The following is a 12,836-nucleotide window of genomic DNA, read 5'->3' on the forward strand; positions in this document are numbered from 1 at the left end:
CCCACGCCGTGGCGAAGTTCAGCTCCCCGCCGACCAGTGCGACCAGGTCGTCACCGGTCATGGCGAGCCTGCTGGACCTGTTCCGGCTCAGGAAGCTTCTGTAGCGCCCACGCGCACGCGTGCCCTGCGCGCGGCCGGCACCACCAGCGGCGTGCCGGTCTCCGGGTCCTCGACGACCTGGCAGCGCAGCCCGAAGACCTCCTCCACCAGCTCGGCGGTGACGATGTCGTTCGGCGCGCCCTGCGCGATGACCTTCCCGCCGCGCAGGGCGACGAGGTGGGTGGCGTAGCGGGCGGCGTGGTTGAGGTCGTGCAGGACGGCCACGAGGGTGCGGCCCTGCTCCTCGTGCAGTTCGGCGCACAGGTCGAGGACGTCGATCTGGTGCTGGATGTCCAGGTACGTGGTCGGCTCGTCGAGCAGCAGCAGCGGCGTCTGCTGGGCGAGGGCCATGGCGATCCACACGCGCTGGCGCTGGCCGCCCGACAGCTCGTCGACATGGCGGTCGGCGAGTTCGGCGACCCGGGTCCGCTCCATGGATTCCTGTACGACCCGCTCGTCCTCGGCCGACCACTGGCGCAGGATGCCCTGGTGCGGGTAGCGGCCCCGGCCCACCAGGTCGCCGACGGTGATCCCGTCGGGTGCGGTCGAGGACTGCGGCAGCAGCCCGAGGGTGCGGGCGACCTTCTTGGCGGGCATCGTCTGGATGACCTGCCCGTCGAGCAGCACCCGGCCCCGGCTGGGCTTGAGCATCCTCGACAGCGCCCGCAGCAGCGTGGACTTGCCGCACGCGTTCGGGCCGACGATCACCGTGAAGGAGTGGTCGGGGATCTCCACCGACAGCTGCTCGGCGATGACCCGGTGGTCGTAGGCGAGAGTGACGTCGTCGGCGGTCAGGCGGTTCACGGTGCTCCTTCGGTTGTTCGCTGCGGTGCTGCGGGCGCTCATATCCGGCCGGCCCTGCGCTCGGTGACCAGCAGCCACAGCAGGTAGACGCCGCCGAGTACCCCGGTGACCACGCCGACGGGCAGCTGGTCGGCGCCGAAGGCACGCTGCGCGGCCCAGTCGGCGGTGACCAGCAGGGCGGCGCCCGTGCACAGGGAGGGCAGCAGGTTGGGGCCGGGAGAGCAGGTGAGACGGCGGGCGAGCTGGGGCGCGGTCAGGGCGACGAAGCTCACGGGGCCGGCGGCGGCGGTGGCGGCGGCGACCAGCAGCACGGCGGAGCCCATGAGCAGCAGCCGTACGCGTTCGACGCGCACCCCGAGGGCATGGGAGACGTCGTCGCCCATCTCCAGCATCCGCAGCCCGCGCGCCTGGGTGAGGACGAGCGGGACGAGTACGACGCACAGGGCGAGCAGCGGCCGGACCTGGGTCCAGTCGCGGCCGCCCAGGGAGCCGGTCATCCAGACCACCGCGCGGGAGGCGTCCACGAAGTCGGCCTTGGTGATCAGGTAGCCGTTGACCGCGGTGACCACCGCGGAGACGCCGATGCCGACCAGGACCAGCCGGTAGCCGTGCACGCCCTGCTTCCAGGCGAGCAGGTGGAGGGCGAGGCCGGTCACCAGACCGCCGGCGAGCGCCCCGAGGGTGACGGCGGTGGCGCTGCCCGAGAACAGGACGATGACGGTCAGCGCGCCGGCCGTCGCGCCCTGGGAGAGGCCGAGCACGTCCGGGCTGCCCAGCGGGTTGCGGGAGATGGACTGGAACAGGGCGCCGCCGAGTCCGAGACAGGAGCCGACCAGCAGCCCGACGAGGACGCGCGGCAGCCGCAGTTCGCGGACGATGAACTCCTGCCCCTGGCTGCCCTGGCCGACGAGCGTTCCGAGGACGTCGGAGGCGGACATCGGGAAGTCGCCGGTGCCGATGAGCACGACGCTCGCGGCGAGCGCGGCGGCGAGGAGCAGGCCGACGACCGTGCAGGCGCGGACGTCGAGGCGGAAGGACAGCCCGCCCGGGGTGCGGACGGCCCGTACGGTACGGGGAGTGCCGGTGGTCTTCACAGCTGGGCCGTCCTCCGCCGCCGTACGAGCAGGATGAACACCGGGCCGCCGATGAGCGCGGTGACGATCCCGACCTGGAGCTCGGCGGGCCGGGCGACGATCCGGCCCACGACGTCGGCGCCGAGCAGCAGCACGGGCGACAGGAGGGCGGCGTAGGGCAGGATCCAGCGCAGGTCGGGCCCGGTGAAGGAGCGCACGGCGTGCGGGACCATCAGCCCGACGAACACGATCGGCCCGCAGGCGGCGGTCGCGGCCCCGCACAGCGCGGTCGCGGCGAGCATGGCGAGGGCCCGGGTGCGGTTCAGGCGGGCGCCGAGGGCGCGGGCGGTGTCGTCGCCCATCGCCATGGCGTTGAGCGGCCGGGCCAGCAGCAGGGCGACGACCGTGCCGACCGCGAAGAACGGCAGCACCTGGACGACGGTCGCGTCGGTGGCGGAGGCGAGCGAGCCCACGGTCCAGAAGCGCATCCTGCCCAGCGCCGCACCGTCCATGATCATCACGGCCTGGAGGTAGCCGTAGAGCGCGGCGCCGATCGCGGTGCCGGCGAGGGCGAGCCGGACGGGCGTGGCGCTCCGGCTGCCGCCGAGGAACCACACCAGCGCGCCCACGGCGGCGGCGCCGAGGAAGGCGAACCAGACGTAGCCGCTCAGGCTGGTCACACCGAGGAACGTGATCGCGGTGACGACGGCGGCGGACGCGCCCGCGTTGATGCCGAGGATGCCCGGGTCGGCCAGCGGGTTGCGGGTCAGCGCCTGCAGTACGGCCCCGGCCAGCCCGAGCGCGGCCCCGGCGAGCAGGCCGAGGGCCGTACGGGACAGCCGCTCGCCGACCACGGTGTCGCCGTACGTCCCCGAGTCCTGGAACAGGCCGTGCCAGACCTGCGCCAGGGACAGTTCCTTCGCGCCGATCGCGATGCTCGCCAGGGCGACGAGGAGCAGGATCGCGGCGGAGACGAGGAGCCCGAGCGAGCGCACCGCCGCGCGCCTCGGGGGCGCGGCGGCGGCCACGCGCTCTTCTGGAGGACTGTCGACCAACACGAGGTTAGGTTAGCCTACCCTCTCTATGCGCTCGACAGTGCGTCAGGCTCCGGTCGTCCGCGGCCGGCTGCCGACGTAGGCCGCGAGGTGTTCACCGGTGAGGGTGGAGCGGGCGGCGACGAGGTCGGCGGGTGTGCCCTCGAAGACGATCCGGCCACCGTCGTGACCGGCGCCGGGGCCCAGGTCGATGATCCAGTCGGCGTGCGCCATGACGGCCTGGTGGTGCTCGACGACGATGACCGACTTGCCGGAGTCGACGAGCCGGTCGAGCAGGCCCAGCAGCTGCTCGACGTCGGCCAGGTGCAGGCCGGTGGTCGGCTCGTCGAGTAGGTAGACGAACCGGTCGCCGCCCTTCTCGGTCATGTGGGTGGCCAGCTTCAGCCGCTGCCGCTCGCCGCCGGACAGCGTGGTGAGCGGCTGGCCCAGGGTGAGGTAGCCGAGCCCGACGTCGGACAGCCGCTGGAGGATCCTGTGGGCCGCCGGGGTACGCGCCTCGCCGGCGCCGAAGAACTCCTCCGCCTCGGTCACCGACATCGCCAGCACCTCGCTGATGTCGCGGCCGCCGAGGAGGTGGTCCAGCACCGAGGCCTCGAACCGCTTCCCCTCGCACTCCTCGCAGGTGGTGGCGACACCGGCCATCATCGCCAGGTCGGTGTAGATCACACCGGCGCCGTTGCAGGTGGGGCAGGCACCCTCGGAGTTGGCGCTGAACAGCGCCGGCTTCACGCCGTTGGCCTTGGCGAACGCCTTGCGGATCGGGTCGAGCAGTCCGGTGTACGTCGCCGGGTTGCTGCGCCGGGAACCGCGGATCGCGCCCTGGTCGACCGACACCACACCCGCGCCGGCCGGGATCGACCCGTGAACGAGCGAGCTCTTGCCGGAGCCGGCGACACCGGTGACGACGCACAGGACGCCCAGCGGAATGTCGACATCGACGTTCTGGAGGTTGTGCGTGTCGGCGCCGCGGATCCGCAGCGCGCCGGTCGGCTTGCGCACCGTCTCCTTGAGGGAGGCGCGGTCGTCGAAATGGCGGCCGGTGACGGTGCCGCTGGCTCGCAGCCCCTCGACGGTGCCCTCGAAGCAGACGGCACCGCCCGCCGTGCCGGCGCCGGGACCGAGGTCGACGACGTGGTCGGCGATCGCGATCATCTCCGGCTTGTGCTCCACCACGAGCACCGTGTTGCCCTTGTCCCGCAGTCGCAGCAGCAGGTCGTTCATTCGCTGGATGTCATGGGGGTGCAGACCCGTGGTGGGCTCGTCGAAGACGTAGGTGGTGTCGGTGAGCGAGGAGCCGAGGTGCCGGATCATCTTGACGCGCTGCGCCTCGCCGCCCGACAGCGTGCCCGACGGCCGCTCGAGCGAGAGGTAGCCGAGGCCGATCTCCACGAACGAGTCGAGGGTCTGCCGCAGCGTGGCGAGCAGCGGCGCCGCCGAGGGCTCGTCGAGGCCGCGGACCCATGCGGCCAGGTCGCTGATCTGCATCGCGCAGGCGTCGGCGATGCTGATCCCCTCGATCTTCGACGACCGGGCGGCCTCGCTGAGCCGGGTGCCGTGGCACCCGGGGCAGGCGGTGAAGGTGACCGCCCGGTCCACGAACGCCCGGATGTGCGGCTGCATCGCCTCCCGGTCCTTGGCGAGGAACGACTTCTGGATCCGCGGGATCAGCCCCTCGTAGGTCATGTTGATGCCCGCGATCTTCATCCTGGTCGGCTCGCGGTGCAGGAAGTCGTGCAGCTCGGTCTCGGTGTAGTCGCGGATCGGCTTGTCCGGGTCGTAGAAGCCCGACTCGCTGTAGAGCCGGTAGTTCCAGCCGCCCGCCTTGTAGCCGGGGATGGTGAGCGCGCCCTCGGCGAGCGACTTGGAGTCGTCGAAGAGCTGGGTCAGGTCGATGTCGGAGACCGTGCCCCGGCCCTCGCAGCGCGGACACATACCGCCGGTGATGCTGAACTCGCGCCGCTCCTTCACGGTCTTCCCGTCGCGCTCGAACGTGACCGCACCCGCCCCGCTGATCGAGGGGACGTTGAAGGAGAACGCCTTGGGCGAGCCGATGTGCGGCTGCCCGAGCCGGCTGAAGAGGATGCGCAGCATCGCGTTGGCGTCGGTGGCGGTGCCGACCGTGGAGCGGGGGTCGGCGCCCATCCGCTGCTGGTCGACGATGATCGCGGTCGTCAGCCCTTCGAGCACGTCGACGTCGGGCCGCGCCAGCGTCGGCATGAAACCCTGCACGAAGGCGCTGTACGTCTCGTTGATCAGCCGCTGCGACTCCGCGGCGATCGTGTCGAACACCAGTGAGCTCTTGCCCGAGCCGGAGACGCCGGTGAACACCGTCAGCCGGCGCTTCGGGATCTCGACGCCGACATCCTTGAGGTTGTTCTCACGCGCGCCGTGCACGCGGATCAGATCGTGGCTGTCGGCAACATGCGGCGCCGGCGACTGCGTGTCCGCCGTCGTGGCCATGCTCATCGTGTCTCCCCTGGTGTCCATGGCGGTCACGCTAACGGCGGCCGACTCACCGGCGCTTCTCCATTTCTGATGAATCCGCTTCCGGAGGATCCGCTTCCGACGAATCTGCTTCCGATGGATCCGCTCGCCTCCGGGTTCACAGCCCCAGTCGTGCCAGCGCCTTCCCTCCGTCCAGCTCGCACGCGTTCCCACCGCCTGCCGTCCACGCCGCCGCGCACAGCGCGCGCAGCCCTTCCAGGGCCTCGCCGTCTCCGGTCAGCTCCAGCCGGTCCGCGCCCGGCGTCGCCGTCCACCCGCCGCACCGGAAGCCGTCACCTTCCCGGGTGATCCCGGGCTGCCCGGTGAGCAGGCCGCGCAGATCGGCATCGACGTACGTCGGCCGGTGCTGAGGGGGCGCGGCGAGCAACTGCGCCCCGTCCGTCACCCCGGTCAGGACCAGCAGCGAGTCGACACCGCCGTTGAACGCGCCCTCGATGTCCGTGTCCAGCCGGTCCCCGACCACCAGCGGCCGCTCCGCGCCGGTGCGCAGGATCGTCTCGCGGTGCATGGGCGGCAGCGGCTTGCCCGCCACCTGCGGCCGGGCGCCCGTGGCGATCCGCACCACCTCGACCGCCGCTCCGTTGCCCGGCGCGATCCCGCGTGCGCTCGGAATCGTCAGATCGGTGTTGGAGGCGAACCAGGGCACCCCGCGCGCGATGGCGTAGCACGCCTCCGCCAGGCGCCCCCACGGCATCTCGGGGCCGCCGTAGCCCTGCACCACCGCCACCGGGCCGTCGTCGGCCGACTCGACCGGCTCGAGCCCGCGCTCGCGCAGCGCCACCCTCAGTCCCTCACCACCGATCACCAACACGCGCGCCCCCTGAGGCACCTGGTCGGCGATCAGCCGGGCCACCGCCTGCGCGGAGGTGACCACATCGGACGCCTGAGCCCGTATGCCCAACTCGGTGAGGTGCGTGGCCACCGCGTCCGGGGTCCGCAGGGCGTTGTTGGTGACGTATGCCAGATGCATGCCGCCCGATCGGGCGGTGGCGAGCGAGTCGACCGCGTGCGCGATCGCGTTCCCCCCCGCGTACACCACTCCGTCCAGGTCGAGCAGGGCCGTGTCGTACGCCTCGCTCAGGGCCTGTGCACTGCCCTCGGGCCTCGTCCTGACGCCCTGGCTCATTCTGCATCCGCTCCTCTGATACCGGCTTTCCCCCGATCATCCCCCATGCCACTGACACACGTACGATGCCGGGATGAAGACTGCAGGTCATTCACCGGCAACAACGCGCCGGGGCCTCGAACTCACCCCGTTCCGAGGCCTCCGCTACGACCCCGACCGGGTCGGCAGCCTGGCCGCCGTGACATCCCCGCCGTACGACGTCGTCGTACGGCCCGACGGCCTGCACCACCTCGAGTCCGCCGACCCCTACAACATCGTCCGCCTGATCCTGCCCCAGGCCGACACGCCCAGCGCCCGCAACGAACAGGCCGCCGACACCCTGCGCCGCTGGCTGTCCGAGGGCATACTGACCACCGACCCCGAACCGGGCCTGTACGTCTACGAACAGAGTGACGGCGGCGGGATGCTGCAACGCGGACTGATCGGCGCGCTGCGCGTGTCGGACCCGGCCGAGGGCGTGGTGCTGCCCCACGAGGACGTGATGCCGCACGTCGTCGCCGACCGTGCCGCCCTGATGCGCGCGACCTGCGCCAACCTCGAACCGCTGCTGCTCACCTACCGGGGCAACGGTTCGACGGCCGCCGCCACCGTGGCCGTCGAACGCGTCGCCGAACGGCCCCCGTTGCTGTCGACGACCACCGAGGACGGCTACCACCACCGCCTGTGGACCATCACCGACCCCGCCGCCCTGGCCGGCATCCAGGAGGACCTGGCCCAGCACCAGGCCCTGATCGCCGACGGCCACCACCGCTGGGCGACCTACCGGCGCCTGCGCGCGGAGCACCCCTCCCCCAGTGCCTGGGACTACGGTCTGGTGCTCCTCGTCGACACGGTCCGCTACCCGCTCCGGGTCCGCGCCATCCACCGCCTGCTGCACGGCCTGCCGGTCGCCGACGCGCTGTCCGCGCTGGAGGGCCGGTTCCGCGTACGGCATCTGGACACGCCCCTGAGCGAAGCGCTGTCGGCTCTCGCGGACGCGGCCTGCGCGGGCAACGCCTTTCTGCTCGCCGGGGACGGCGCCTTCCACCTCGTGGACCGTCCGGACCCGGACCTGCTGGCCCGCACGGTCCCCGCCGAGCACCCGGCGGCCTGGCGCACCCTCGACGCGACGGTTCTGCACGCCACGCTCCTCGGTCACGTCTGGGGCATCCCCGAGGACTCCCCGGCCCACATCGCCTACATCCACGACACGGTCGCCACCGTGGAGAAGGCCGAACGGGACGGCGGTACGGCCGTCCTGATGCACCCGGTCCGCGAGGAGGTCGTCCGCGACCTGGCCCGTCAGGGTGTCACCATGCCCCGAAAGTCGACGTCGTTCGGGCCGAAGCCGGCTTCGGGGCTGGTGCTGAGGGCACTGGGCCTCTGAGAGGGCGGTTCGTGAGACTTTGAGTAGTTCTGGCGTCGCCTGAAAGTGTGGGTGTGGGGGGAAGTCCGCCGGTCCGCGGCCGGCGGTCTGTTGGGGTGGTGGGGTGAGTGAACGCAAGCTGTACCCGAGCGACTTATCGGACGAGCAGTGGTCGTTGATCGAGCCGGTGATCACCGCGTGGAAGGACCGGCACCGTTCGGTCAGCGGCCACCAGGGCGCCTATGCGATGCGGGAGATCGTGAACGCGATCCTGTACCAGGGCCGGACCGGCTGCCAGTGGGCCTACCTCCCGCACGACCTGCCACCGAAGAGCGCGACGTACTACTACTTCGCCGCCTGGCGCGACGACGGCACCGACCAGACCATCCATGAACTCCTGCGCTGCCAGGTCCGCGAGCGGGCCCGCCGATCAGAGGACCCGACCCTGGTGGTGCTGGACACCCAAAGTGTTCACGCGGCTGCCGGGGTCCCCACTGCCACGACCGGCCGGGATGCGGCGAAGCGGGTGCCGGGCCGCAAGCGGGGCCTGGCCGTGGACGTGCTGGGCCTGGTCATCGCGGTCACCGTGCTGGCTGCGAACGCGCACGACAACGCCGCGGGGATCGCCCTGCTGGATCGGGTTGCCGAGCACGCCGGCGGCACCGTCGAGAAGGCCCTGGTCGACCAGGGCTTCAAGAACCAGGTCGTCGCGCACGGCGCCGGCCTGGGCATCGACGTCGAGATCGTCGAGCGCAACCCGCAGGAGACCGGCTTCGTCCCGCAGCCGAAGCGGTGGAGGGTCGAGCAGACCTACGGGATCTTGATACTGCACCGGCGCCTGGTCCGCGACTACGAGCACCGCCCGGCCTCCTCCGCCTCCCGCGTCTACTGGGCGATGACCCACGTCATGGCCCGCCGGCTCACCGGCGCGAACACCCCCACCTGGCGTGATGAGCAGGCGGTAAATGCGTGAACATCCAGCCCCTGCTCGAGGCACTCGACGTCCAGGAAGACGCCGCCCGGGCCCTGGCCGACGACCTGCGAGGACAGATCACCGAACTGCAGGGCCGGCTGCGGGAGGCCGAGACCCACCTCGAACACCTGGCGATCACCCGGAAGACCGTCACCGCCCTCGCCGACCGGCTCCCCGCCCGGGCCGCCTCGGCCGACCTGCCCGAGCACCCGGACTACCCCCGCATCCTCGCCGTCTTCCACCAGGCCACCGGCCCGCTGCGGGCCCGCGACGTCTGCGAAGCCCTCGACCACGAACTGCTGCCCAAGAACATCGAAGGCACCCGCGCCAAGCTGAAACGCCTGGTCAAACTCGGCATCCTCACCGAGCTCGATACCGGCAACTTCGCCCGGCAGCAGTAGCCGACCAAGACCCGCGACCAGCACAGGCTCGGAAAAACCTGCCTGGAGCCAAAGCCAAAAGCCGCGGCGTCAGGGCGCGTCGATCAGCTCGGTCGCGCGAATCACTGCGGTGAGGGCATCGGGGCGGCCTGTGCGTTGGTGAACGTCAAGGCAGGTGTCGGCGAGCTTGATGACGTGTTCGTCCTGGTGGCGGACGGCAAGGGCGAAGGTCTCTTCCGCTGACTGGTGGGCGGTGGGGAGGACGTGCCGAGGTGTGGGTGCGGCGGGGGTGTAGGCCGCGGTCACGGCCGCGCTGGCCGCCCAGGCCGCGTGCAGGCTCATGGCCCACTGGGTGCTGGGGAGTGCGGGCAAGGTACGCAGGACGGCCATGGGTGCGGTTGCGGCGTGAACCAGCATGACGGGCGAGCCATGCGCGTTCGGGAGGTAGTGCACGGCGGCAGCCGTCGTCAGATCGGCCAGCAGCTCCCGGGCCTGCCCGGCGTCCGCGGCGGGTCTCAGCGCGGCCAGCGCGATCGGCCAGCCGGTCAGGTCGGTGAGCTGGTCGAGCCGGTGGTTGATGCCCGCGGTCTGGTCGGGAACGCGCGGAACGCCCGCGAGAGCGGACGCCGGGCCGGCGGTTCCGGAAGGGGTGGCGGAGGGCACCCGCTGCCAGCGCGCCGCCCAGTAGCCAAGAGCTTGGCCGAGCTCGGCCAAACGCGGTCCGTCCTCGTGGTCCAGCAGGGCGTGGACGGCGTGGCCAGTACGGATCACCCCATGGGTGGCGCCGGCCGCGATGCCGGGCAGAAGCCGTGGCCACCACGTCTCCAGCACCGCGCGCCAGGACTGTTCGGTCACCTCGCGTTCGAAGAACGCAAGCCAGTCACCGAGACGGTGAGGGTCCCCAAGCGCCGTGCGCCATTCGGCGGCGGTAATGGGCGAGGCGCCGCGGGGCCGATCGTCCAGCCGACTCATGTAGAGGTCCAACCAGCGGTGGACCTGTCGCGCGTGTCCGCGTCTGACCATGGATTCCACCGCCATGGGACCGTGATTGGTCAGCCAGCCTTCGAATTCCGGTCCGGTCCGATGCAGCCGTTCGTAGGCCTCGTCGAGCGTGCTGTCGATTTTCATGTGATCTGACTCTAGCCACGCGATGATGCGCCACCATCGGTCCAGGGATCTAGACGCGCCCCTACACCGGGCTTAGGACCTTCGGACGGACACCCACATCCAGATCGGCCCGACCGGCAAGAAGCTGCTGCCTCTCGAAGGTATCCGGGCCATGCTGAAACGCCAGGTCAGCCGCGGCATCCTCACCGAACCCGAGCCCGGACTCTTCACCCTGCCGCGGTCTACTTGACCCGCACCACAGCCCGCCTCAACCTAGGACCCGGCGAAAGCTCACAGAACGCCCTCTGACAGGGGTCGGCGTCAGTCCTTGTCGTCCACCCTGTCTGCGCGGTCCTCACGGTCCTCGCGGTCCTCGCGCTCCTCGTCGGCCTCGGTGCTCTCGTCGGCCTCGGTGCTCTCGTCGAGCGCGTCGGTGAACTCCACGCCGTCCAGCTCGGCCAGCCGGTCGGAGGCGTCGGTGCTGCCGTCCCGGTCGGCCTCGACGGCCTTGGCGAACCACTCCCGCGCCTCGGCCTCCCGGCCGGCGGCGAGCAGCGCGTCGGCGTAGGCGTACCGCAACCGCGCGGTCCACGGCTGGACGGAGTTGGCGGCCAGCTCGGGGCTCTGCAGCGTCACGATGGCGGCGTCCAGCTGCCCCATGTCACGCCGGGCGCCGGCCGCGACGAGCCGCATCTCCACCTGACCGGCCTTGTCCAGCTTCTGCACCTCGGGCGCTCCGGCCATGTCCAGCGTCTTCTCCGGCCGCCCGAGCCCGCGCTCACAGTCGGCCATGACCGGCCACAGGTCCACGTTGCCGGTCATCCGGCGGGCGGCCCGGAACTCGGCGAGCGCCTCGCCGTACTTCTGGTTGGCGTACGCGGCGAATCCGGCCGCCTCCCGTACCGCGGCGACCCGGGACGCCAGTCGCAGGGCCACCCTGGAGTAACCGTAGGCGGACTCGGGGGCCTCGTCGATCAGCCGGGCGACCATCACGAGGTTCTTGGCCACGTCCTCGGCGAGCGTCTTCGGCAGGCTCTGCAACTCCTGCCGTACGTCCTTGTCGATCTCCTCGCCGGTGACGTCCTCCGGGATCGGCAGCCGCTTGATCGGCTCCCGGTCGTGGTCGCGGTTCCGGTCCCGGTCCCGCTCGTCGCGGAAGCGGCCACCGCCGCGCCGGTCGTCGCGGCCACGGAAACCACCGGGGCGCCCACCACGGTCGTCACGGCGGGGTCCACGTCCACCTCGGTCGTCACGGCCGCGGAAGTCACGGCGGTCGTCGTCACGCCGGAAGTCTCGCCGGTCGTCTCGCCGCTCGTCACGGCGGTAGGAGGGACGGTCGCCCTCGCGGCGGTCGTCACGGCGGTCGTCGTCGCGACGGAAGTCTCGCCGCTCGTCTCGCCGCTCGTCACGGCGCTCGTCACGACGGTAGGAGGGACGGTCACCCTCGCGGCGGAAGCCGCGGTCACGGTCACGATCGCGGTCGTCACGACGGCCGTAACCCCCACGATCACCGTCACGCCGGTCATCCCGGCGAAAACCGCCACGCTCCCCACGGTCACCACGCTCGGACCTGTCGTCGCGACGGAAACCACCCCGGTCATCACGACGGCCATAACCACGGTCGTCGTCACGACGGAAGTCACGCCGGTCGTCACGGCGGTCATCACGGCGGTCGTCGTCACGGCCGCGGAAGTCACGGCGGTCGTCACGGCCGCGAAAATCTCGCCGGTCGTCTCGCCGCTCGTCACGGCGGTAGGAGGGACGGTCGCCCTCGCGGCGGTCGTCACGGCGGTCGTCGTCGCGACGGAAGTCTCGCCGCTCGTCTCGCCGCTCGTCACGGCGGTAGGAGGGGCGGTCACCCTCGCGGCGGAAGCCGCGGTCACGATCACGATCGCGGTCGTCGCGACGGCCGTAACCCCCACGATCACCGTCACGCCGGTCATCCCGGCGAAAACCGCCACGCTCCCCACGGTCACCACGCTCGGACCTGTCGTCGCGACGGAAACCACCCCGGTCATCACGATGGCCGTAGCCGCCGCGATCGCTGCCACGGCGCGGGCCTCCGCGGTGGCCGCCACGGTCACCACCGTCCCGGCGGCGCTGATCGCGCTCCGGGCGCTCGTCGGGAGAGTTGGTGGACATCGGTGACTCCTGTCTTCTGTACTTCTGTATTTCTTCTACGGGAAAAACGAAAGGACCCCAGGTCCCAGCTGAACGCTGGTGACCAGGGGTCCTCCAAAGATTGTTCGGCGGTGTCCTACTCTCCCACAGGGTCCCCCCTGCAGTACCATCGGCGCGGTGAGGCTTAGCTTCCGGGTTCGGAATGTGACCGGGCGTTTCCCTCACGCTATGACCACCGAAACCCTAAT

The 12,836-nt window shown here is 71.3% G+C and carries 11 protein-coding genes and 1 rRNA gene; 4 read left to right on the forward strand and 8 right to left on the reverse strand.

Annotated features, from left to right (window positions below; translation table 11 throughout):
- Positions 1–87: 87 nt before the first annotated feature.
- The 5 genes from C1I97_RS18200 to C1I97_RS18220 all read right to left on the reverse strand — a co-directional run bounded on the left by C1I97_RS18200 (position 88) and on the right by C1I97_RS18220 (position 6,662).
- Positions 88–945 carry an ABC transporter ATP-binding protein gene (locus C1I97_RS18200; RefSeq protein WP_111004269.1) on the reverse strand — a complete coding sequence of 286 codons (858 nt, stop codon included), beginning with the start codon at positions 943–945 and terminating at the stop codon, positions 88–90.
- The gene (locus C1I97_RS18205; protein WP_111004270.1) at positions 942–1,997 is read right to left on the reverse strand and encodes a FecCD family ABC transporter permease; all 1,056 of its coding nucleotides are present in this window, start codon (positions 1,995–1,997) and stop codon (positions 942–944) included. The genes C1I97_RS18200 and C1I97_RS18205 overlap by 4 nt, the downstream gene beginning before the upstream one ends.
- Entirely contained in the window at positions 1,994–3,034 is a 1,041-nt protein-coding gene (locus C1I97_RS18210; RefSeq protein ID WP_111004271.1) for a FecCD family ABC transporter permease, read from the reverse strand. The genes C1I97_RS18205 and C1I97_RS18210 overlap by 4 nt, the downstream gene beginning before the upstream one ends.
- Before the next feature lie 42 nt (positions 3,035–3,076).
- A complete protein-coding gene (locus C1I97_RS18215; protein ID WP_111004278.1) occupies positions 3,077–5,497 on the reverse strand; it encodes an ATP-binding cassette domain-containing protein in 2,421 nt (806 codons plus the stop codon).
- Positions 5,498–5,633: 136 nt separating this feature from the next.
- Positions 5,634–6,662, reverse strand: a complete 1,029-nt coding sequence (locus C1I97_RS18220) for an HAD hydrolase-like protein (protein WP_111004272.1) — start codon at positions 6,660–6,662, stop codon at positions 5,634–5,636.
- A 73-nt stretch (positions 6,663–6,735) separates the two neighbouring features.
- On the opposite strand from C1I97_RS18220, the gene C1I97_RS18225 reads away from it, so the two are divergent.
- The 3 genes from C1I97_RS18225 (at position 6,736) to C1I97_RS18235 (ending at position 9,381) form a co-directional block, all read left to right on the forward strand.
- Positions 6,736–8,028 carry a DUF1015 domain-containing protein gene (locus C1I97_RS18225; protein WP_111004273.1) on the forward strand — a complete coding sequence of 431 codons (1,293 nt, stop codon included), beginning with the start codon at positions 6,736–6,738 and terminating at the stop codon, positions 8,026–8,028.
- A 103-nt stretch (positions 8,029–8,131) separates the two neighbouring features.
- Positions 8,132–8,980, forward strand: coding sequence for an IS5 family transposase (locus C1I97_RS18230; RefSeq protein ID WP_111004274.1), 849 nt, complete (start codon positions 8,132–8,134; stop codon positions 8,978–8,980).
- A complete protein-coding gene (locus tag C1I97_RS18235; protein WP_111004275.1) occupies positions 8,977–9,381 on the forward strand; it encodes a hypothetical protein in 405 nt (134 codons plus the stop codon). The genes C1I97_RS18230 and C1I97_RS18235 overlap by 4 nt, the downstream gene beginning before the upstream one ends.
- A 69-nt stretch (positions 9,382–9,450) precedes the next feature.
- On the opposite strand, the gene C1I97_RS18240 is transcribed toward C1I97_RS18235, so the two are convergent.
- Positions 9,451–10,488, reverse strand: a complete 1,038-nt coding sequence (locus tag C1I97_RS18240) for a questin oxidase family protein (protein WP_111004276.1) — start codon at positions 10,486–10,488, stop codon at positions 9,451–9,453.
- Between the two features lie 300 nt (positions 10,489–10,788).
- Positions 10,789–11,565, reverse strand: a complete 777-nt coding sequence (locus tag C1I97_RS40670) for a tetratricopeptide repeat protein (protein WP_220040836.1) — start codon at positions 11,563–11,565, stop codon at positions 10,789–10,791.
- 21 nt (positions 11,566–11,586) lie between these two features.
- Between C1I97_RS40670 and C1I97_RS40675 the strand changes: the two genes are divergently transcribed.
- A complete protein-coding gene (locus tag C1I97_RS40675) occupies positions 11,587–12,615 on the forward strand; it encodes a hypothetical protein (protein WP_220040837.1) in 1,029 nt (342 codons plus the stop codon).
- A gap of 96 nt (positions 12,616–12,711) precedes the next feature.
- Here C1I97_RS40675 and rrf read toward each other — a convergent pair.
- Positions 12,712–12,828, reverse strand: a 5S ribosomal RNA gene (rrf, locus tag C1I97_RS18250).
- Between the last annotated feature and the right edge of the window lie 8 nt (positions 12,829–12,836).

The organism is Streptomyces sp. NTH33 (assembly GCF_003236365.1).
In the GTDB taxonomy this organism is placed as follows: domain Bacteria; phylum Actinomycetota; class Actinomycetes; order Streptomycetales; family Streptomycetaceae; genus Streptomyces.

Bases quoted from the DNA above. Each gene is read 5' to 3' on its own strand.
- C1I97_RS18215 (WP_111004278.1), bottom strand. From the start codon at position 5,497: ATGAGCATGGCCACGACGGCGGACACGCAGTCGCCGGCGCCGCATGTT.
- C1I97_RS18200 (WP_111004269.1), bottom strand. From the start codon at position 945: ATGAGCGCCCGCAGCACCGCAGCGAACAACCGAAGGAGCACCGTGAAC.
- C1I97_RS18220 (WP_111004272.1), bottom strand. From the start codon at position 6,662: ATGAGCCAGGGCGTCAGGACGAGGCCCGAGGGCAGTGCACAGGCCCTG.
- C1I97_RS18225 (WP_111004273.1), top strand. From the start codon at position 6,736: ATGAAGACTGCAGGTCATTCACCGGCAACAACGCGCCGGGGCCTCGAA.
- C1I97_RS18240 (WP_111004276.1), bottom strand. From the start codon at position 10,488: ATGAAAATCGACAGCACGCTCGACGAGGCCTACGAACGGCTGCATCGG.